Annotated in this window: 17 protein-coding genes; 10 read left to right on the top strand and 7 right to left on the bottom strand. The window is 72.2% G+C overall.

The window, feature by feature from the left end; all coding sequences use genetic code 11:
* Positions 1–44: 44 nt before the first annotated feature.
* Positions 45–1,556: a leucyl aminopeptidase gene (locus H288_RS0115785; RefSeq protein ID WP_020093546.1), complete on the bottom strand. Its 1,512-nt coding sequence runs from the start codon at positions 1,554–1,556 to the stop codon at positions 45–47.
* 184 nt (positions 1,557–1,740) lie between these two features.
* On the opposite strand from H288_RS0115785, the gene lptF reads away from it, so the two are divergent.
* From lptF to rsmA, 5 genes are all read left to right on the top strand, one after another.
* Positions 1,741–2,901 carry an LPS export ABC transporter permease LptF gene (gene lptF, locus H288_RS0115790; RefSeq protein ID WP_020093547.1) on the top strand — a complete coding sequence of 387 codons (1,161 nt, stop codon included), beginning with the start codon at positions 1,741–1,743 and terminating at the stop codon, positions 2,899–2,901.
* Between the two features lie 8 nt (positions 2,902–2,909).
* Entirely contained in the window at positions 2,910–3,998 is a 1,089-nt protein-coding gene (lptG, locus tag H288_RS0115795; protein ID WP_026604992.1) for an LPS export ABC transporter permease LptG, read from the top strand.
* Positions 3,999–4,075: 77 nt separating this feature from the next.
* On the top strand, positions 4,076–6,655 hold the full coding sequence (locus H288_RS0115800; RefSeq protein ID WP_020093549.1) for an LPS-assembly protein LptD: 2,580 nt from the start codon (positions 4,076–4,078) through the stop codon (positions 6,653–6,655).
* Positions 6,656–6,765: 110 nt separating this feature from the next.
* The gene (pdxA, locus tag H288_RS0115805) at positions 6,766–7,881 is read left to right on the top strand and encodes a 4-hydroxythreonine-4-phosphate dehydrogenase PdxA (RefSeq protein WP_020093550.1); all 1,116 of its coding nucleotides are present in this window, start codon (positions 6,766–6,768) and stop codon (positions 7,879–7,881) included.
* A 10-nt stretch (positions 7,882–7,891) separates the two neighbouring features.
* A complete protein-coding gene (gene rsmA, locus H288_RS0115810; protein WP_020093551.1) occupies positions 7,892–8,770 on the top strand; it encodes a 16S rRNA (adenine(1518)-N(6)/adenine(1519)-N(6))-dimethyltransferase RsmA in 879 nt (292 codons plus the stop codon).
* 43 nt (positions 8,771–8,813) lie between these two features.
* Here rsmA and H288_RS0115815 read toward each other — a convergent pair whose 3' ends face one another.
* The 3 genes from H288_RS0115815 to H288_RS0115825 all read right to left on the bottom strand — a co-directional run bounded on the left by H288_RS0115815 (position 8,814) and on the right by H288_RS0115825 (position 11,835).
* A complete protein-coding gene (locus H288_RS0115815) occupies positions 8,814–9,800 on the bottom strand; it encodes a TIM44-like domain-containing protein (RefSeq protein WP_026604993.1) in 987 nt (328 codons plus the stop codon).
* 172 nt (positions 9,801–9,972) lie between these two features.
* Positions 9,973–11,070, bottom strand: a complete 1,098-nt coding sequence (locus H288_RS0115820) for an ATP-binding protein (RefSeq protein ID WP_020093553.1) — start codon at positions 11,068–11,070, stop codon at positions 9,973–9,975.
* Between the two features lie 132 nt (positions 11,071–11,202).
* Entirely contained in the window at positions 11,203–11,835 is a 633-nt protein-coding gene (locus H288_RS0115825) for a helix-turn-helix transcriptional regulator (RefSeq protein WP_012317556.1), read from the bottom strand.
* 316 nt (positions 11,836–12,151) lie between these two features.
* Between H288_RS0115825 and H288_RS0115830 the strand changes: the two genes are divergently transcribed.
* From H288_RS0115830 to H288_RS0115845, 4 genes are all read left to right on the top strand, one after another.
* On the top strand, positions 12,152–12,502 hold the full coding sequence (locus tag H288_RS0115830; RefSeq protein ID WP_020093554.1) for a DUF952 domain-containing protein: 351 nt from the start codon (positions 12,152–12,154) through the stop codon (positions 12,500–12,502).
* The gene (locus tag H288_RS0115835) at positions 12,499–13,575 is read left to right on the top strand and encodes a quinone-dependent dihydroorotate dehydrogenase (protein ID WP_020093555.1); all 1,077 of its coding nucleotides are present in this window, start codon (positions 12,499–12,501) and stop codon (positions 13,573–13,575) included. Before H288_RS0115830 ends, H288_RS0115835 begins: the two co-directional genes overlap by 4 nt.
* Positions 13,576–13,774: 199 nt before the next feature.
* Positions 13,775–16,072, top strand: a complete 2,298-nt coding sequence (locus tag H288_RS0115840) for an FdhF/YdeP family oxidoreductase (RefSeq protein ID WP_020093556.1) — start codon at positions 13,775–13,777, stop codon at positions 16,070–16,072.
* Positions 16,069–16,365 carry a hypothetical protein gene (locus H288_RS0115845; protein WP_020093557.1) on the top strand — a complete coding sequence of 99 codons (297 nt, stop codon included), beginning with the start codon at positions 16,069–16,071 and terminating at the stop codon, positions 16,363–16,365. Before H288_RS0115840 ends, H288_RS0115845 begins: the two co-directional genes overlap by 4 nt.
* 78 nt (positions 16,366–16,443) lie before the next feature.
* On the opposite strand, the gene H288_RS0115850 is transcribed toward H288_RS0115845, so the two are convergent.
* Positions 16,444–17,337, bottom strand: a complete 894-nt coding sequence (locus H288_RS0115850) for a CoA ester lyase (protein WP_020093558.1) — start codon at positions 17,335–17,337, stop codon at positions 16,444–16,446.
* A gap of 215 nt (positions 17,338–17,552) precedes the next feature.
* Between H288_RS0115850 and H288_RS0115855 the strand changes: the two genes are divergently transcribed.
* Complete coding sequence (locus H288_RS0115855; protein WP_026604994.1) at positions 17,553–17,894, top strand: YMGG-like glycine zipper-containing protein; 342 nt, start codon at positions 17,553–17,555, stop codon at positions 17,892–17,894.
* Between the two features lie 29 nt (positions 17,895–17,923).
* On the opposite strand, the gene H288_RS0115860 is transcribed toward H288_RS0115855, so the two are convergent.
* Positions 17,924–19,288 carry an MATE family efflux transporter gene (locus H288_RS0115860; RefSeq protein ID WP_020093560.1) on the bottom strand — a complete coding sequence of 455 codons (1,365 nt, stop codon included), beginning with the start codon at positions 19,286–19,288 and terminating at the stop codon, positions 17,924–17,926.
* Positions 19,289–19,430: 142 nt separating this feature from the next.
* On the bottom strand, positions 19,431–19,784 hold the full coding sequence (locus H288_RS0115865) for a DUF6460 domain-containing protein (RefSeq protein ID WP_020093561.1): 354 nt from the start codon (positions 19,782–19,784) through the stop codon (positions 19,431–19,433).
* Between the last annotated feature and the right edge of the window lie 186 nt (positions 19,785–19,970).

Here is a 19,970-nt window from a genome sequence, read left to right on the forward strand (position 1 = left end):
GATCACCCGGAGAGGCGCGCGGGGTCGGGACCGCCGCGGCAGCCTCAGCGAGCCTCGTAATGGTCGCGGATCAGCCGGTCGAGGAGGCGCACACCCCAGCCTGCGCCCCAGCTGCGGTTGATCTCGCTGGCGTTCGACGACATCGCGACGCCGGCGATGTCGAGATGCGCCCACGGAACGTCCTCGACGTAGCGCTTGATGAACGACGCCGCGGTGGCGGCGCCGCCGTGGCGGCCGCCGGTGTTCTTCATGTCGGCGAACTTGGAATCGATCGCCTTGTCGTAGGCGGGGATCAGCGGCATCCGCCACACCTTCTCGCCGGTCGCCTCGCCGGCGGCGTGGATGTTGCCCGCCAGCGTGTCGTCGTTCGAGAACATGCCGGCGATGTCCTGGCCCAGCGCCACGATGATCGCGCCGGTCAGCGTCGCGAGGTCGACGATCGCCTTGGGCTTGGTGCTGCGGATGACGTGGGTGATCACGTCGGCCAGCACCAGCCGGCCCTCGGCGTCGGTGTTGATCACCTCGATGGTCTGGCCCGACATGGAGGTCAGGATGTCGGACGGGCGGTACGAGCCGCCGTCCGGCATGTTCTCCACGATGCCGATGGCGCCGACCACGTTGCAGCGCGCCTTGCGGGCGGCGAGCGCGTGGAGCGCGCCGACGACGGCGGCGGCGCCGCCCATGTCGCCCTTCATGTCCTCCATGCCGCCGCCCGGCTTGATCGAGACGCCGCCGGAATCGAACACGACGCCCTTGCCGATGAGGGCGACGGGCGCCTCGGCCGCGGGGCCGCCGTTCCAGCGCATGATCACGATCCGCGGCTCGCGGGCCGAGCCCTGCGCCACCGCGAGCAGCGCGCCCATGCCGAGTTCCCGCATCCGGGCCGGCTCCAGCACCTCGATCTCGACTCCGAGCTTGGCGAGTTCCGAGGCGCGGCGGGCGAACTCAGCCGGGAAGAGCACGTTCGGCGGCTCGTTCACGAGGTCGCGGGCCAGGACCACGCCGTCGGACAGGCTCTTGGCGCCCTCGCCCTCGCGGGCGGCCGCGCCGTGATCGGCGAGCAGCAGGGTCAGCGCGGTGACGGTCTTGTCGTCGGCATCGGGCTTCTTTTTGGTCTTGTAGCGGTCGAACGCGTAGGTCCGCAGGCGCGCGCCGAGAGCGAACTCGCCGGCCTGCGCCGCCGTGACCGTCGCGCCCGGCCAGTCGAGCACGACCCGGGCGGTCCGTCCCGCCACCTTGCCGGCTGTGAAGCCGCCGAGCGCCGGCCAGTCGGTCTTGGCCCGGTCCTTCTCCGAGCCCAGGCCCACGACCACGAGGCGGTCGGCACCGACGCCCGCCGGGGCCGGCAGGGACAGGGCGCTGAGCGAGCGGCCCTTGAACTTCTCGGAGGCCGCGGCGCGGGCCACGAGATCCGTCCCGGAGGCGCCGAGTGCCTCGCGGGCAGCCGACCCGAGCGACAGGTCGTCGCCGACGAAGACCACGAGATCGCCGGATCCGCCGGGGCCCTGGCCGCTCTGCTCCAGGGGACCGAAACCGATCTCGATACCGTCCGCCATACCCGTCGCCCTGCCCGTTATTCCGGAGCCGTACTACGCACCCGCGCGCCGAGGCGCGGGCGATCCGCCCTGTGTAGCCGCTGAGACGGAGAACGCAACGCGGCGTGACAGCCCTGGAATCGCCCCTTTTGTCGGGTCCCTGCCGCCTCGAGGGCGCGAGAGGACGAGCGGGACTGCCGGGCCGATGAGGCAGATCGAGCGCTACATCTTTCGGATCGCCCTGGGCGCCACCCTCGCCTGCCTGATCGGGCTGACGGGCACCATCTGGCTGACCCAGGCCCTGCGCGAGCTCGATCTCGTGACCGCCAAGGGCCAGACGCTGCTGGTCTTCCTCTTCGTCACCGGCCTGTCGCTGCCGACCCTCGTCGTCGTCATCGCCCCCGTGGCGCTGTTCATCGGCACGATCTACGCGCTCAACAAGCTGAACGGCGATTCCGAGCTGATCGTCATGTCGGCGGCCGGGATGCCGCCGCGCTCGCTGCTGCGGCCCTTCCTCACCCTGGCGCTGTTCGTCAGCTTCCTGGTGGGATTCCTGGTCGTGGTGGTCATGCCCGCGAGCTTCCAGGAGCTGCGCGACGTGATCACCCGGGTGCGCGGCGACTTCATCGCGAACGTCGTCAAGGAAGGGCAGTTCACCCAGCTCGACAACGGCATCACCTTCCACTTCCGCGAGCGCGGGCCGGGCGGCACCCTCAAGGGGCTGTTCATCCAGGACCGGCGCGAGGCCGGGAAGACCAAGGTCTACCTCGCCGAGCGCGGCAACGCGGTCGACGTCGACGGCCAGAGCTACCTGATCCTGGAGAACGGCAGCGTCCACCAGCAGCAGAAGGACTCGCGCGATTCCTCGATCCTGACCTTCGAGCGCTACACGATCGACCTCGCGGCCTTCGCGCCCCCGGATTCCGACACGATCTACAAGCCGCGCGAGCGCTCGACGGCGCAGCTCCTGTTCCCCGACACGACGGAGGGTTACTACAAGCTGCAGAAGGGCCGGTTCCGCGCCGAGCTGCACGACCGACTCTCCGCCTGCCTCTACCCGCTGGCGCTGGTCTTCATCGCCTTCGCGGCTCTGGGCGATCCCCGCACGACCCGGCAGGGGCGCGGCGTCGCGATCGCCGGCGCGATCGTCGCCGTCGTGGCGCTGCGCATCGGTGGCTTCGCGGCGGTCAGCGCCGCCGCGCGCAGCCCCGCGGCGGTCCTGGCGGTCTACGGCGTGCCGCTGCTCGCGATCCTCCTGTCGAGCCTCCTCATCTTCTACGGGCCTCGGGTGCGCGCCTTCAACGCCGCCCTGGCCCGCGCCGTCCGCGGCCGGTTCCGCGGCCCGCGCCTCGCGCCGGCGGCCTGAACCCGATGATGCTGATCGGTCCCACTCTCGGGCGGTACTTCGCCGCCCGGTTCCTCCGCACGGTGCTCGGTGTCTTCATCACCGTGTTCGCGCTGGTCTACACGCTCGACTTCGTCGAGCTGCTCCGCCGCGCCGGCGAGGCCCAGGGCGCGTCCGCCGGCCTGATGGCGCAGCTCTCGCTCTACCGCACCCCCGCGGTGGCGGAGGGCGTCCTGCCCTTCGCGGTCCTGTTCGGCTCCATGGCGGCCCTGCTCCAGCTCTCGCGCAAGCTGGAACTGGTGGTCGCCCGCGCGGCCGGGATCTCGGCCTGGCAGTTCCTGCAGCCCGGCTTCTTCGTGGCCCTCGCCCTCGGCGCGCTGGCGGTCGGCGTCTACAACCCGGTCTCCGCGATGCTGAAGCAGCGCTCCACCGAGATCGAGGCGAAGATCTTCGCCAAATCCACCAAGGCGAGTTCGGGCAAGGACCTCTGGATCCGCCAGAAGGGCCTCGACGGCGAGGCGATCCTGCGCGCCGAGACCGCCATCGAGGGCACGACCACCCTGGCGGGCGTGTCGGTCTTCACCTTCGACGACGCCGGCAAGTTCGCCGAGCAGCTCGTCGCGGCCCGCGCGACGCTCCACGACGGCTACTGGGAGCTCTCCGATGTGCGCGTTCTCACACAGGGCACACCGCCTGAGTCGTTCGACACCTACCTGATCGCCTCGAACCTCGACCCCGGACAGGTGCGTCAGGGGTTCACCCCCCCGGAATCTGTGCCTTTCTGGCAACTTCCCACAACCATCGCGCGGACCGAGCGGGCCGGTTTGGACGCCACCCGCTACCGTCTCCAGTACGATGTCCTGTGGGCGCGGCCGGTGCTGTTCGTGGCCATGGTCATCGTCGCCGCAACCGTTTCCTTACGGTTCTTCCGCTTTGGTGGTGTCGGTAAACTCGTCCTCGGTGGCGTCGCGGCCGGCTTCGCCCTCTACGTGGTCCGACAGGTCATGGAGGGGCTCGGAGCGTCCGGACTCGTCGCCGCACCGGTGGCGGCCTGGTTCCCGGCCGTGGTAGGCAGTCTTCTCGGTACGCTCACGCTTCTGTACCAGGAAGACGGCTGACTTCCGCGATCCTTCGCGGGACGGGAGACGGGTGTTGAGGTTGGTGGCGGCAGACGTCACAGGGGTTGGGACGCGCGTTGCGTAAGGTCGCCGACATCCTGCGGAAGGCTGGTTTCCGGGCCGCGCTGGCGTTCGCCGCGCCGCTGGCCGGGGGCCTGTCCGCCCATGCCCAGGGCCTGCCCGCCGTCGCGGCCGGGAAGCCCGGCGACAAGCTGCTCGTCGAGGCCGACGAGCTGATCTACGACAACGACCGCGGCACCGTGACGGCCCGGGGCAACGCCGAGCTGCATTACGGCCCTCGGACCCTGCAGGCCGACCGCGTGCGCTACGACCGGAATTCCGGCCGGGTCTTCGCCGAGGGCAATGTCCGCCTCACCGAGGCCGACGGCGGCGTCGTGACCGGCGCGCGCATGGAGCTCACCGACGACTTCAAGACCGGCTTCGTCGACGCCTTCCGCGGGCAGCAGACCGTGCAGCGGAAGTTCGAGACGGTGCGCACCCGCTTCTCCGCGCCGCGGGCCGAGCGCCTGAACGGCGAGCAGACGAGCTTCGAGTCCGGCAGCTACACGGCCTGCGAGCCGTGCAAGGACAACCCTGAGACGCCGCCGCTGTGGCAGATCAAGGCGAAGAAGATCATCCACGACAACGAGACCCACACGGTCTACTTCGACGACTCGACGCTCGAGATCGCCGGCATCCCGGTGGCCTACCTGCCGTATTTCGAGGCGCCGGACCCGACGGTGAAGCGCAAGACCGGCTTCCTGACGCCGCGCTTCGTCACGACGACCGCGCTCGGCAACGGCGTGTCGCTCCCGTACTTCATCAACCTCGCGCCGAATTACGACCTGACGCTGACGCCGACCCTGCTCAGCCGCCAGGGCCTGCTCGCGCAGGGCGAGTTCCGCCAGCGGATCGACAACGGCTTCTACAACATCCGCCTGTCGGGCATCTCGCAGACGACGCCCTCGGCGTTCCTGCCGAGCCCCCTCGGCGCCGGCGAGCGCGACTTCCGCGGCTCCGTCGAATCGCAGGGCCGGTTCTACATCAACCCGCGCTGGCGCACGGGCTGGGACCTCGTCGGCGTGACCGACAAGTGGTTCCTCGACAATTACCGGATCCGCAACCAGAACATCACCACGGACTATTTCCGTGAGGCCACCTCGACGGCCTTCCTGATCGGCCAGGGCGACCGCTCGTGGTTCGAGGCGCGGGGCTACTACTTCAAGGGTCTGTCGAGCTTCGACTGGCAGAAGCAGCAGCCGATCGTGGCGCCGGTGATCGACTACGACAAGCGGATCAACGGCCCATCGGAGATCGGCGGCGAGGTGCGCTTCCAGGCGAACATCACCAGCCTGACCCGCGAGACCACGCAGTACCAGGGCCTGCCGCGGACCTCGAGCTACCTGTTCTCGCCGAGCGTCAACGGCGTCAGCTTCCCGCTGTACCAGACCTGCACGGTCTTCCAGCGCGGCCTGTGCGCCATCGACGGGCTCGCCGGCACGAACACCCGCGCCTCCGCGGAGCTGTCCTGGCGCCGCAGCTTCATCGACGATCTGGGCCAGAAATTCACGCCCTTCGCGTACCTGCGCACGGACGCGTTCTTCAACAGCACGAGCTTCTCGGGCTACCAGAATGACCTCGTCCCGCAGGTCGCGCACGTCGATCAGGGCTTTGCCGGGCGGGTCATGCCGGCGATCGGCCTCGACTACCGCTACCCGTTCGTCGCCAATTTCGGCGCCCTCGGCGTCCACACCCTGGAGCCGATCGGCCAGATCATCGCGCGCCCGTCGGAGACCCGGATCGGCCGCCTGCCGAACGAGGACGCGCAGAGCCTCGTCTTCGACGACACCTCGCTGTTCGAGTGGGACAAATTCTCGGGCTACGACCGGGTCGAGGGCGGCGTGCGCACCAATCTCGGCGGCCAGTACTCGGTCGTGACCCCGTCCGGCTGGTACGCGAACGTCCTGTTCGGCGAGTCCATCCAGCTCGCGGGCGTCAACTCGTTCCGCCGCGGCGACATCGCCAACACCGGCCTCGATTCGGGGCTCGAGACGCAGCGCTCGGACTTCGTCGGGCGTTTCCAGGTCTCGCCGAACCAGAACATCACGTTCATCAGCCGGGCCCGGTTCAACCAGTCCGACTTCCACGTGGCGCGGTTCGAGACCGGCGCGACGGCGCGGTTCGCGCCGTTCCTGCCGCTCACCGTCTCGGCCTTCTACTCGTACTACGAGGCGCAGCCTCTGCTGGGCTACAGCCACTACCGCGAGGGCATCACCGCCACCGCGACCTACAACATCACGCCGAACTGGTTTGTGTCGGGCTCGCTGCTCGTCGACCTGACCCACTACCTCGACGTGCGCAACACCTACACGGACGCGCTGAGCTCGTACCTGGCGAACCCGATCGGGACGGTGCCGATCTACCAGAATCCGGGCCGCTTCTACCTGTCGGGCGCGAGCTTCGGCGGCGGCTACCAGGACGAGTGCACCACCGTCTCGCTGAACTACATCAACTCGCCGATCGCGACCGCGACGGGCGTCCGCGAGCGCAACCAGACGGTGCTGCTTCGGGTCGAGCTGAAGACCCTGGGCGAGGCCGACCTGCGCCAGAACGTCGGGACCGCCACCACCGCCGACGGCATCGCCTCGATCCGCTGAGGAACCGGGACCGGCGGCGCGCCGATCCGGCGCGTCGCCCGCCGCGATCCCGCCGCTCGGTCTGAGCCGCCGAGGATGCGCCCGCGCCGCGCGGGCGCTATAGAGCGCCCATGCCGCCCCTCGCCCTCACCCTCGGAGATCCCGCCGGCATCGGACCGGAGCTGGCGCTCAGCGCGTGGCTCGGGCGCGGCGGGGCGGATCCGCTGCCGCCGTTCTTCTTGGTGGCCGATCCCGACTTCGTCGAGCGCCTCGCCCACCGCCTCGACCGCCCCGTCCCGGTGGCGGAGGTCGATCCCGAGACGGCCGCCGAGGTATTTCCGCGCGCGCTCCCCGTGGTGCCCTTGCCGAGCGGCGCCCGCGTCGCGGCCGATCCCGGCGTCCCCGATTCCGGCAACGCCGGCGCGACCATCGAGTCGATCACCGCGGCGGTGGAGTTCGTGAAGGCCGGGCGTGCGAGCGCGGTGGTGACCAACCCGATCGCCAAGTTCGTGCTGACCCGAACGGGCTTCGCCCATCCCGGGCACACCGAGTTCCTGGCCGCCCTCGCGGTGCCGCCCGGCGTGACGCCGCCCCGGCCGGTGATGATGATCTGGAGCGCCGGCCTCTCGGTCGTGCCGGTGACGATCCACGTGCCGCTGAGGGACGTGCCGGACCTGCTCACCCAGGAACTCGTCGAGGAGACCGCCGCGATCGTCGCTCGGGACCTGCGGGAGCGGTTCGGCCTGCCCGAGCCGCGCCTCGTCCTCGCCGGCCTGAACCCGCACGCGGGCGAGGCCGGAACGATCGGCCGCGAGGACCGCGACGTCCTCGCCCCCGCGGTGGCGCGTCTGCGGTCGCGGGGCATCGACATCCGCGGGCCGCTCCCCGCCGACACCCTGTTCCACGCCCGCGCCCGCGAGACCTACGACGTCGCCCTCGCGCCCACGCACGATCAGGCCCTGATCCCGATCAAGACGATCGCGTTCGACGACGGCGTGAACGTCACCCTCGGCCTGCCCTTCGTGCGCACCTCGCCGGACCACGGGACGGCCTTCGACATCGCCGGCCAGGGCGTCGCCCGGCCGGACAGCCTCGTGGCGGCCCTGCGCCTCGCCGACCGGCTGGCCGCCAACGCGGCGGCGCGGAGCGAGGCCCCCGCCGGGGCCGAGATCATCCCGTTCAGCGTCTATGCCGGCCGTCCCCGGCCCGTCGGCGCCTGCCACTTCGATCCCGAGGACGAGCTGTGAGGCAGCCAGCATGAGCGCCGGGGACGGTCTTCCCCCGCTGCGCGAGGTCGTCGCCCGCCACGGCCTGGAGCCGAAGAAGGCGCTCGGCCAGAACTTCCTCTACGACCTCAACCTGACCGGCCGGATCGCCCGGGCGGCCGGTCCGCTCGCGGGGGTGACCGTGGTGGAGGTCGGGCCGGGCCCGGGGGGCTTGACCCGCGCGCTCCTCGCCGAGGGCGCCGCCCGCGTCGTGGCGATCGAGCGCGACCCGCGCGCCCTGCCGGCCCTCGCCGAGATCGCCGCCCACTATCCCGGCCGGCTCGAGGTGGTCGACGCCGACGCCCTCGCCTTCGACCCGCGGCCGCTGGTGGGCGAGGCGCCGGCGCGGATCGTCGCCAACCTGCCCTACAATGTCGGGACCGCCCTGCTCACCGGCTGGCTCGACGGCGAGGTCTGGCCGCCCTGGTGGGACCTCGCCGTGCTGATGTTCCAGCGGGAGGTCGCCGAGCGGATCGTCGCCGGCCCGGAGGAGCGGGCCGATTACGGCCGGCTCGGCGTCCTCTGCGGCTGGCGCACGGAGGCCGAGATCCTGTTCGACGTCAGCCCCTCGGCCTTCGTGCCGCCACCCAAGGTGACCTCGAGCGTGGTCCGGCTGGTGCCGCGCGCCCAGCCCCTGCCCTGCCGCGCCGGCGCGCTCGAAGCCGTCACCCGGGCGGCCTTCGGCCAGCGGCGGAAGATGTTGCGCCAGAGCCTCAAGGCCTTGACGCCCGAGGCCGGCGCCCTGCTGGCCGCCGCCGGCCTGTCCGAGACCGCGCGCGCCGAGGAGATCCCGGTGTCCGGGTTCGTCGATCTCGCCAATCGGTGGGACGCGCACAGAAAGGCCGGCGCCCCGGTGAGGACGCCGGCCTGACGGAGAGCCGTGGCTCCGGCCCGGAGGCCGGAGCGCTGCCGGGTCAGCGGGTCTGCTGGATCGCCGAGAGCACCCAGCCGCGGCCGGGCTGGCGCAGGAACGTCCAGAGCTCCGTCGCCTCGGACGAGTCCGTGGAGACGACGCGGCCGCTCGACCGCTCGATCATCACGTCCTTGAGGGCGTAGCGCATGGCCACGGTCGCGTAGTCGGTGCGGTCCTCGCCCCAGGCCTCCGCGAGGTCGCCCTGCAGCAGCTTCACGTCCGAGATCTTGTTCACCACGCCGCGGGAGGCGTTGCCGCGCAGCTCCTCGTCGAAGTAGCTGACCATCTCGGGCGTCGACAGGTTGCCCAGGGTCACCCGATCCTCGCGCGAGTAGGCGTCCTGGATGTCGCCGAGCAGGCGCTCGAAGGCCTGGTAATCGGCCGGGCCGATCTGCACCGGGCGCGTCTGCGGCGGGCGCTGCCCACCGCCGAACATGCCGCCGGGAGCCGGGCCGCCCGGAGCGCCGCCCGAAGCGCCACCCATCGGGCCGCGGGCGCCCGGCTGATCGTCGAGCGACGAGCGGACGTAGGGCGCGCCGGCGCCGGCCGGCTCGTTCCGGCGGCGGAAGAACCGCAGGGCCAGCATCACCACGAGCACGACGAGACCGACCTGGAACAGCAGGCCGATCATCGAGGCGAGGCCGCCGAGGCCGCCGAAGAAGCCGCCGCCGAGCAGCGCGCCGATCAGGCCGGCGCCGAGCAGGCCCGCGAAGAAGCCGCCGCCGAAGCGGCGACCGGGCGCGGCCGGGGCCTGCATGCCGGGGCTGCCCATGCCGGGCGAAGGCGCGGTCTGCGAGCGCTGCATCGTCGTGCCGCCGCCGGGGGCGGTCGGCGTGGCGGAGGGCGCCGTGTAGGTGCGCGAGCCGCGGGACCCGACGGACCCGCCGCCGCCCGGACGGGCTTCCACGACGGGTGCCGCGACGGTCAGCGCAGCGGCCAGCGCCAGGAGGGCGGCCACACGCCGGCGGCGCGAAATCTCAGTAAACATGTACACGCCTCAGAGGACGAGAACCGGGTGGCGCGGAGCGCCAGTGACGATATGGGAACGGTCGGGCAGCGGTTTTAGTCCTGGCCGCCGTCGCCCGGGCGACGTTTTCCACCGGATCGGTGCTGCGCATTCCGAGCCCGCCCGTCGCGCCCATCGCGTGAATGGCACGGCTCTAGTGGAGCGTGCGCTCCGGGGCGGCCGGGAAGGAGAGGCGCACCTGCGTCCCCTCCCCGCTGCGGCTGTCGAGGGTGATGGTCCCGTTCTGCCGCTTCATGAGGCCGTGGACGATCGCGAGGCCCGCGCCGCGCCCGGCCTCGTGGCTGGTCTGGAACGGGGCCAGGGCCCGGGCGAGCATCTCGGGCGACATGCCCTGCCCGGTGTCGCCGACCGCGATCCCGACGCTCCCCTGGCCCGGCTGCTGCAGGGAGCGGTCGCCGGGATCCACCCGGAAGGTCGACAGGGTCAGCGTCCCGCCCGACGGCATCGCCTCGCAGGCATTGGCGACGAGATGCCGCAGGGCGAACTCGATCTGCGTGGGATTGCTGATCGCCCGCGGCAGGCCCGGCGTCGCCGCCACGGTGAGGCGGATCCCGGGCGGCAGGTCGGGCTCGAGGCGGGCGGCGAGGTCGGCCACGATGGCGTCGAGGTCGACCGACCGGACGTCCGGCGCGATGCGGCGTGAGTAGGCGAGCAGGTGCCGGGTCAGGATCGCCGCGCGCTCGGTGGCGTCGGCCGAGCGGGCGATCGCCCGCTGGACGAACGGCTCCTGCCGGTCCCCGAGCCGCCGCTTGAGGCCGTCGATGTAGCCGATCAGGATCTGCAGGAAGTTGTTGAACTCGTGGGCGACGCTGTTGGTCAGGAGTCCCAGCGCCTCGCGCTGGCGGGAGAGCGCGAGCGCGCCCTCGGCCTCGCGCCGGGCCGTCTCGTCGCGGATCTGGCCGATGCGGAACGGGGTTCCGGGCAGGGCCGCCGTCTCCAGGCGGGCCCAGAAGCTCGTCCCGTCCGCGCGGCTGGCCAGGAATTCCTGAGGCTCGGTGCCGGCGGGGTCGAGGGGCGCCGTGCGCTGCGCCAGGATCAGGTCGAGTCCCTGCGCGACGAGCCGCTCCGCCGGGTAGCCGGCGATCCGCTCCAGGGCGGGATTGGCGTGGCGGACACGGCCCTGCGGATCGAGCACCAGGCTGGGCGTCGGCAGCGCGTCGAGGAGCGCGCGGGCCTCGTCCGCCAGCGACCCGCCTTCGGCCGCGCTGTGATCCGTCCCGGGCTGCGCCATGCTGCGTTCGCGCTCAGCGGATGCGGAAGGTCCGCGACGGGCCAGCGATAGCGATGAACGGCCTCACGGCCAAGCGTGGATCCGCGGGTGGATCCGCGCGTCGATCGGCGTGCCGACCCGTCCGGGCACCGCCTACTGGCGCACCCACATCACCCGGGCCATCCAGGCCACCTCGCCGAGATTGAGGACCCGGTCCTCGTGCTCGGGGTTCAGGGAGGCCAGTTCCACGGTCCGGGCGGTACGCCGCCGCAGCTCCTTGGCCAGGACCTCGCCGCCGTGCAGGCGGACCACGACGCGGTCGCCCTTGCGCACGCTGGCCGTCGGCGACACGATCAGGACGTCGCCGTCCCGGAACAGCGGCAGCATGGAATCGCCCTGGATCTCCAGCGCAAAGGCCCGCTCCTCGCCGAGATCCGGAAACTCGATCTCCTCCCAGCCGGCGCCCCCGGTGGGCATGCCCTCGTCGGTGAACAGGCGGCCGGCCCCGGCCTGGGTCAGGCCGATCAGCGGCACCATCGTGCGGGCGGGGATCTCGCGGGCCTCGATGAGCCGCAGGAACTCGTCGAGGCTCGAGCCTGTGGCGGCCAGGACCTTCGACACGGATTCGGTGGACGGCCAGCGCTTGCGGCCGTCGGCGCCCACGCGCTTCGACCGGTTGAAGCTGGTCGCGTCGAGGCCGGCGCGGCGGGCGAGGCCCGAGGCCGAGTAGCCGTGGCGCTCTGCGAGCCGGTCGATGGCGTTCCAGATCTGCTCGTGCGACAGCATAGCGGGCTCGGAAGCTCAGCCTGAGCGGGCCGGCACCCCCGTCTCACCAGCCGGGATCCGGCTGCCTCGGAGGCACGGAGACGGTTCGCCCGCCGGGTCCGTTCGACACCCGCCGGGTACGCGCGGAGATACTTGACAATCTGCTTTCCGGATCCGCTCTGCCGGTCCGGACGGGACTGTGTGACGTCCAGCCTAGTCGTAGGAAAGTAGAACTACGGGCGGCAGATTGCAATCGCTCCTCGAATCGGGCGGGGCGCGGCGCTGTTGCCGCCGCGGCCCCGCGCCTCTATCGCAGCGTCGTCTCCGGGGAGCTTCGATGCCGCTCATCTACAAGATCTGTCCGCGCCCTCTGTGGCGCGAGGCTGAGGCCGCGGGCCGGTTCACGGGCGCCCCGATCGATCATCAGGACGGCTTCATCCATTTCTCGACGGCCGCCCAGGTCGCCGAGACGGCGGCCCGGCACTTCGCCGGGCAGGACGACCTGCTCCTCGTCGCGGTCGAGGCCGACGCCCTCGGCGACGGCCTGCGCTACGAGCCCTCTCGCGGCGGCGACCTGTTCCCGCACCTCTACGGCCCGCTGCCGCTGTCCGCCGTGGTCGCGGTGGACGATATGCCGCTGGGCGCCGACGGCCGGCACGCCTTCCCGGCCGGGATCCTGCCGGCATGATCGCGGCCGCCTTCCCCCTCGTCAGACCGCTGCTGCACCGCCTCGACGCGGAGCGCGCGCACGACCTGACCCTCGCCGCCCTGGCGCTCCTGCCTGCGGGGCCGCGGCCGGCGGACGACCCGCGCCTCGCCGTCGACCTGCTCGGCCGCCGCTTCCCCAACCCGGTCGGCCTCGCGGCCGGCTTCGACAAGGGCGCGCGCGTTCCCGACGCGCTGCTGGGCCTCGGCTTCGGCTTCGTCGAGGTCGGCGGGGTCGTGCCGCGGCCCCAGCCCGGCAACCCGCGGCCGCGGGTCTTCCGCCTCCCCGACGACCGCGCCGTGATCAACCGCTTCGGCCTCAACAGCGAGGGGCTGGAGGTGGTGGCCGACCGTCTGCGCGCCCGGAGGGGGCGGCCCGGCATCGTCGGCGTCAACATCGGCGCGAACAAGGAATCCGCCGACCGCCTCGCCGACTACGCCGCCTGCACCGCAGCCCTCGCGCCGCTCGTCGACTTCGTCACGGTCAACGTTTCCTCCCCCAACACGCCGGGCCTGCGCGACCTCCAGGGTGAGGCCTTCCTCGACGAGCTGCTCGCCCGCACGGTCGAGGCCCGGGACGCGGCAGGCGCCGGTGCGGCGATCCTCCTCAAGATCGCCCCCGACATGGCGCTGGACGCCCTCGACGCGGTCTGCGCGACGGCGCAGCGGCGCGGGGTCCAGGCCCTCGTGGTGTCCAACACCACGGTGGCCCGCCCGGCGAGCCTGCGCGAGCAGGGTCTCGCGCGGGAGACGGGCGGCCTCTCGGGGCGGCCGCTCTTCGGCCCGGCGACGCGGATGCTCGCCCAGACGCGCCTGCGCGTCGGGGACGCGCTGCCGCTCATCGGGGTCGGCGGCGTGGATTCGGCCGAGGCGGCCTGGACCAAGATCCGGGCCGGGGCGAGCCTCGTGCAGCTCTACTCGGCGCTGGTCTACGAGGGGCCGGGCCTCGTCGGGCGCATCAAGGACGGGCTCCTGCGGCGCATGAGCGAGGCCGGCATCGCCTCGCTCCGGCAGGTCGTCGGGCGCGACGCCGCCGACCTCGCCCGCGGGGTCTGAGCCGGCGCGGGCGAGCCCGTCGCGGCGCCGCGCCAGACAATTTTTTTCGGGTCGCAGTTTAGAAAGGCTTTGCACAGCGGGAGCTTAGCCTGTGCCCCATGCATGAGGGGCCTGCGCCGGCACGCCATTGTGAGGGGGTCGGAGAGGCGCTTATCTCGCGGTTGCGAGACACATCGCGTCAGCCAATCCAGGACGGTTCATGGCCCAGTCTGAAGGGTCCACCAAGCGCTCCTCCGCCGCCGGCGGCTGGGGTGCTCTGAAGAGCTGCGGCAAGCACCTGCTCGGCAGCCGCGCACCCCTCACCGGCGCCCGCGCGCTGCTGAAGGCGAACCAGCCCGACGGGTTCGACTGCCCCGGCTGCGCCTGGGGCGACCCGGAGCACGGCTCGTCCTTCGAGTTCTGCGAGAACGGCGTGAAGGCGGTCTCCTGGGAGGCGACCGACAAGCGCACGAAGCCGTCCTTCTTCGCCAAGCACACCCTGACCGAGCTGCGCACCTGGAGCGACTACGCCCTGGAGGGCCAGGGCCGCCTGACGCACCCGATGCGCTACGACGCTGCGAGCGACCGCTACCTGCCGGTGAGCTGGGACGAGGCCTTCGCGGAGATCGGCGCGACCCTGCGCGGGCTCGACCATCCGGACCAGGCCGAATTCTACACCTCGGGCCGCGCCTCCAACGAGGCGGCGTACCTGTACCAGCTCTTCGCCCGCGCCTACGGAACCAACAACTTCCCCGACTGCTCGAACATGTGCCACGAGGCGAGCGGCGTCGCCCTGATCGACGCGATCGGCATCGGCAAGGGCACGGTCCTGCTGGAGGATTTCGAGAAGGCGGACGCGATCTTCTGCGTCGGCCAGAATCCCGGCACCAACCACCCGCGGATGCTCGGCGACCTGCGCCGGGCCGCCGAGCGCGGCGCCAAGGTCGTGGTTCTGAACCCGGTCCGGGAGCGCGGCTTGGAGCGCTTCGCCGACCCCCAGAACACCGTCGAGATGCTGCGCGGCGCCAGCCGCCCCATCGCCAGCCACTACCTGCAGCCGCGCTCGGGCGGCGACATGGCGGCCTTCCGGGGCATCGCCAAGGTCGTGTTCGCCCGCGACGCCGAGGCGCTGGCGGCCGGCCGGCCCTCGCTCCTCGACCGCGCCTTCCTCGAGCACCACACCGCCGGGCTGGAGGCCTACCGCGCCGCCGTCGAGGCGACGTCCTGGGACGCGATCCTCGACCAGTCGGGCCTGACCATGGACGAGATCGCCGCGATGGCGGACGTCTACCTCGGCGCCCAGCGGGTCATCGCGACCTGGGCCATGGGCGTGACCCAGCACCGCCACTCGGTGGCGACGATCCGGGAGATCGCCAACCTGCTGTTCCTGCGCGGCCATATCGGCCGGGCCGGCGCGGGCCTCTGCCCGGTACGCGGCCATTCCAACGTGCAGGGCGACCGCACGGTCGGCATCAACGAGCGCCCGTCCGCAGCCTTCCTGGACTCCCTGGAGCAGCATTTCGGCCTCGCCATGCCGCGCCGGCACGGCCACAACGTCCTGGCGGCGATCCGGGCCATGCGTGACGGCACCGCGAAGGCCTTCATCGGGCTCGGCGGCAACTTCCTGCGGGCGACGCCCGATACGCCGGTCGTGGCGCAGGCGCTGGCCTCGTGCCGGCTCACCGTGCACATCGCCACCAAGCTCAACCACGCCCACCTCGTGCCGGGCGCGGTCGGCTACCTGCTGCCCTGCCTGGGCCGAACCGAGATCGACCGGGGCGCCGAGGGCAAGATCCAGATCGTGACCGTCGAGGATTCGATGAGCATGGTCCACGGGTCGGGCGGCATCAACAAGCCGGCCTCCAAGGAGCTGCGCTCCGAGATCGCCATCATCGCCGGCATGGCGCAGGCGACCGTCGGCTCCGCCGCCATCGACTGGGCCGGGTTCGCCGCCGATTACGACCGGATCCGCGAGGCGATCGCCGCCACGATCCCGGGCTTCACCGGCTACAACACCCGGGTGCGCAAGCCGCGCGGCTTCATGCTGCGCAACCTCGCCGCCGAGCGGGTGTTCGAGACCGCCACCGGCCGGGCCACCTTCTCGGCCGACGCCCTGCCGGCCGAGACCGAGCACCAGGCCGCGCGAAAGACCCGCGACACGTTCGTGCTGCAGACCTTCCGCAGCCACGACCAGTACAACACGACGATCTACGGCCTGGATGACCGCTACCGCGGCGTCTACGGCGAGCGCCGCGTGATCTTCGCCCACCCGGACGACCTCGCGGAGATCCGCGACCGGCTCGGCGACCGGGTCGACGTCGTCGGCACGCACGACGACGGCATCACCCGCCGGGCGGAGGATTTCCGCCTCGTGCCCTTCGACATGCCGCGGGGCGCGCTGGCCGGCTACTATCCGGAGCTGAACGTGCTCGTGCCGCTCACGACCTACGGCGAGAAGAGCGACACGCCGACCTCCAAGTCGGTGCTGGTCACCCTGCAGGCGCGCGCGGCCGCGTGAGCGCGGAGCCCGACGAGGCGGCGTTCGTCGCCGCCCTCGACCAGGTTTCGGCCGCCCGCCCGGATCTCGACCCGCTGGCGGCGGGCCTCCTGGCGGCGCTCGACCTCGGCCTGCCGGGCGACAGCCGCGCCTTCGCCCGCACCTTCGGGGTGGAGCACGCCCTGGTGCTGCGCGCCCTCTCGGGCCTGGACGAGGCGGGCCTCGTCGCCGTCACGGCCCGCGACGGGCGCACCCAGCGGACGCGCTACACCACCGCCGATTCAGGGCCGTCGGTGCCGTCATCACGCGCGTAGCGAAGTAACCCAGGGACCGCGACAGACTCGGGCGTGGCGCTGCCCTGGATCGCTTCGCTCCGGCGGGGACGGACGCGCTCAGAACCCCTTCGCCTTGATCGCCTCGGCCCAGGTGACCGCCCGCCGGTTCACGCCGAGATGCTGCCGCTCGTAGAGCCGGCCCTCCAGCTTGATCGCGCCGCGCTTGGCGTATTCCGGGCGCTCGAACGCCTCGATCACCAGCTTGGCCCGGCGCACCTCCTCCTCTGTCGGAGCGAAGGACGTGTTGGCCGGCTCCAGCTGCGTCGGGTGGATCAGGGTCTTGCCGTCGAAGCCCAGGTCCCGGGCCTGCCGGCACTCGTCGCGGCAGCCCTCTGTGTCGGCGATGTCGTTGTAGACGCCGTCGAGGATCGCGAGCCCCTCCGCCCGCGCGGCGGCCAGCGCCATCATCATCCAGGGCAGCATCGGCACGCGGCCGGGGACGATCTTGGCCCAGGTGTCCTTGGCGAGGTCGTTGGTGCCGAGCACGAGGCAGGTCAGCCGGTTGCGCGGGTCGCGCTTCGCCCGGGCGATCTCCTGGATATTGAGGATCGAGGCCGGAGTCTCGATCATCGCCCAGATCGCGATGCCGTCCGGCGCGTCGAGGGATTCGAGCCGGTCGGCGATGCTCTCCAGCACGGCGGGGGACGAGACCTTCGGCATCAGAATCGCGTCGGGCTCGGCCTCGATGGCGGCGTGGAGATCCGCCTCGCCCCACGGGGTCTGCGGGGCGTTGACCCGGATGACCAGCTCGCGGCTGCCGTAGGCGCCGCTCTTCACCGCGGCGCAGACCTGATCGCGGGCGAGCTCCTTCTCCTCCGGGCCGACGGCGTCCTCGAGGTCGAGGATGATGCTGTCCACCGGCAGGGACTTGGCCTTGTCGAGCGCCCGCTGGTTCGAGCCGGGCATGTAGAGCACGCTGCGGCGCAGGCGCAGATCGGTGGTCGTGGCCATCGGCTTCTCCCTCCTGGGCCGTCGCGCGGCCTCCCGTCGTTGCGCTGCACCCTAAAGCACGAACCCGGCCGCGCCACACCCTAAAGGTCGGGGCGGGTGAGTCCCCGCGCGGTTTGATACCGCGCCGTCTCTCCGCAGATCGAAGCCGCGGTTTGGTCATGTTCCGCCGCTTAAAGGCCGGACGAAACCAATTCTCGAAGTCCGGGATCTCTACGATGCGCAAAGTCTTGGTCACCCTCGCCTTGCTCGGAACATTGGCGGCACCTGAGGCGGCCCGGGCCCAGAGCCGGACCACCCTCGGCGTCGGCTCCGGCGCGGTCGCGGGGGCGCTGGTCGGCGGCCCGATCGGCGCCGTCGCGGGGGCCGTGGTCGGCGGCTTCGTGGGGAACTCGTCGGAGCGCGGGCGCCGGCACGTCCGCCGGGGACGCCGCTACGGCTACGCGGCCCCGCGCCGGTCGTACCCGCGGCGGGCGGAGGCCGCCGTACCGCGGACCACCGGCTCCGTGGCCCGCGCCGCGCCGCCGGCCCAGCCCACCACCTGGAAGGATCCGCGCTAGCACGCCTCGAGGTCGCGCGCGGCTGCCGCCTAGGCCGCCGGTTCGAGGGCGGCCGCGGCCGGCGTCCGGAACGTGTCCCGGGCGAGGCGCGGGAACGCGATCGCCTGTCCGAGGCCCCGGGCGCCCAGGAAGCTCACGAAGGCCAGCCACAGCCCGGTATTGCCGAAGCCCAGGCTCTCGACGAGCGCGAGGATCGCGCAGTAGGCGGCGAGCGCGCACACCATCAGGTTGCGCATCGCCCGCGTCCAGGTCGCGCCGATATAGATCCCGTCATACGCGAAGGGCGCCGCGGCGGCGAGCGGCGCCAGGGCGGCGAGGACGAGGTAGGACCGGGCCGCCTCGCGGACCGGACCGTTCGTGGTCACGGCATCGATGAAGGCCGGGCCGCCCGCCAGAGACACCAGGCTGACCGCGAGGCCGAAGCCGAGGCACCAGCGCAGGCTCAGTGTGGCGGCCGCGTCGAACGCCTCCCGGTCCCGGGCGCCGACGGCCTGGCCGCACAGGGTCTCGGCCGCCGTGGCGAAGCCGTCGAGGAAGAAACCGCCGATCAGGAACAGATTCCACAGGACCGAGTTCGCGGCCAGGACCACGTCGCCCTGCCGGGCGCCGAGCGCCGAGAACAGCACGATGCCGGTGATCAGCGCGAGCGTCCGCAGGATGACGTCGCCGTTGACGCTGAGCGTCCGGCGGAGCGCCGCGGCGTCGCGGAGGTCGCGCAGCGGCACCCGGAAGGGCCGGGAGCCGAGCCGCGCCAGGAGTATCAGCCCGAGCCCGAGCCCGAGCGCCTCGGCGCCGAGGGTTGCCAGCGCCGCGCCGGCGAGGCCCAGGCCGAAGCCCAGGACCAGAATGAGCGTCAGCGCGACGTTGGTCAGGTTGATGGCGATCTGCAGCAGCAAGCCGAGATCGGTGCGCCCGCGGCCCAGGACCGAGCCGAGCACGCCGTAGCTCGCCAGCACGAAGGGCGCGGACAGGATGCGGATGTGGAAGTAGGTCGCGAGACCGGCGATGACCGCCGCGCTCGCCCCGCTGATCGCGAGGGCGAGCTGCGCGAGGGGCCCCTGCAGGGCTACCAGGACGAGCCCGATCAGGGCGCCCGCCGCCAGCGCCCGCGCCAGGATGCGTTCGACCTCAGCGTCGTCGCGCCCTCCGACCGCCTGCGCGGTCAGGCCGGCGGTCGCCATGCGGAGCGCCCCGAACGACCAGAAGATTGCGTCGAAGATCACCGCGCCGAGGGCGATGGCCCCGAGCAGCGCCGCGTCGCCAAGCCGCCCGATCACCGCCGCCCCGATGAAGCCGAGCATCGGTGTCGTGACGTTGGCGATCGTCATGGGCAGCGCCAGGGCCAGGACGCGGCGGTTCGTCGGGCGGGCCGGGCTGGCGACGGTGTGCATCATGCCGCACGCTACGGAGACGCGCCGCCCGCGAAAAGCGCTCCGATCGCATCGGCGGGTTGCGGTGGCGGGCGGCCGATCTGCCCGAACCCGCGGCGCGCTGGGACGTCGGGGCGCGACCGTGCCGGATCGGCCCCGGACCCCGTCAGCGGGAAACGGCGAAGAGGCGCGCGATCAGCCAGAGCGGCACGACGACGATCGCCCCGGCGACGATCCAGCCGCCGAAATCGTGGAGCGAGGCGAGCCCGACCTCCACCAGCGCCCGCGCCGAATCGTAGACGTGCCAGAACAGCCGCCCCGGCGTCAGGCCGAGCATCGACATGAAGGCGCCGACCAGCACCGACAGGAACAGGAGCCGCAGGAACACGCCGGCCGGCGAGCCGCCGAGGAACCGCCGCAGGGCGGAGGGGCGCGACCGGTAGCTGTCCGCGCCATAGGGGGCGTTTGGCGGGGCGCCCTGCTGATAGCCTTGCCGGCGCCGGTCGTGATCGACGAGCATTGCGTCCTCGTGAAGCCTCAGGGCCCTCGGATCGGCGACGAAGCGGGCGGAACCGTGACCGGCACACCACACCGCGTCGAAACTCGAGCGCGGATCAGGCGTTGGCGGGTTTCTCGCGCGCCGTGCAGATGGCAAGCGGCGTCGCGCGCGCCAAGATGCCGGACGGGGTGGACTACGCCGCGGGAC

The organism is Methylobacterium sp. 285MFTsu5.1, assembly GCF_000383455.1.
GTDB lineage: Bacteria > Pseudomonadota > Alphaproteobacteria > Rhizobiales > Beijerinckiaceae > Methylobacterium.

Coding starts and splice junctions, on each gene's coding strand:
- pdxA (WP_020093550.1), top strand. CDS start 6,766: ATGCCGCCCCTCGCCCTCACCCTCGGAGATCCCGCCGGCATCGGACCG.
- H288_RS0115840 (WP_020093556.1), top strand. CDS start 13,775: ATGGCCCAGTCTGAAGGGTCCACCAAGCGCTCCTCCGCCGCCGGCGGC.
- lptG (WP_026604992.1), top strand. CDS start 2,910: ATGCTGATCGGTCCCACTCTCGGGCGGTACTTCGCCGCCCGGTTCCTC.
- lptF (WP_020093547.1), top strand. CDS start 1,741: ATGAGGCAGATCGAGCGCTACATCTTTCGGATCGCCCTGGGCGCCACC.
- H288_RS0115825 (WP_012317556.1), bottom strand. CDS start 11,835: ATGCTGTCGCACGAGCAGATCTGGAACGCCATCGACCGGCTCGCAGAG.
- H288_RS0115850 (WP_020093558.1), bottom strand. CDS start 17,337: ATGGCCACGACCACCGATCTGCGCCTGCGCCGCAGCGTGCTCTACATG.
- H288_RS0115835 (WP_020093555.1), top strand. CDS start 12,499: ATGATCGCGGCCGCCTTCCCCCTCGTCAGACCGCTGCTGCACCGCCTC.
- H288_RS0115820 (WP_020093553.1), bottom strand. CDS start 11,070: ATGGCGCAGCCCGGGACGGATCACAGCGCGGCCGAAGGCGGGTCGCTG.
- H288_RS0115865 (WP_020093561.1), bottom strand. CDS start 19,784: ATGCTCGTCGATCACGACCGGCGCCGGCAAGGCTATCAGCAGGGCGCC.
- H288_RS0115860 (WP_020093560.1), bottom strand. CDS start 19,288: ATGATGCACACCGTCGCCAGCCCGGCCCGCCCGACGAACCGCCGCGTC.
- rsmA (WP_020093551.1), top strand. CDS start 7,892: ATGAGCGCCGGGGACGGTCTTCCCCCGCTGCGCGAGGTCGTCGCCCGC.
- H288_RS0115785 (WP_020093546.1), bottom strand. CDS start 1,556: ATGGCGGACGGTATCGAGATCGGTTTCGGTCCCCTGGAGCAGAGCGGC.
- H288_RS0115815 (WP_026604993.1), bottom strand. CDS start 9,800: ATGTTTACTGAGATTTCGCGCCGCCGGCGTGTGGCCGCCCTCCTGGCG.
- H288_RS0115855 (WP_026604994.1), top strand. CDS start 17,553: ATGCGCAAAGTCTTGGTCACCCTCGCCTTGCTCGGAACATTGGCGGCA.
- H288_RS0115830 (WP_020093554.1), top strand. CDS start 12,152: ATGCCGCTCATCTACAAGATCTGTCCGCGCCCTCTGTGGCGCGAGGCT.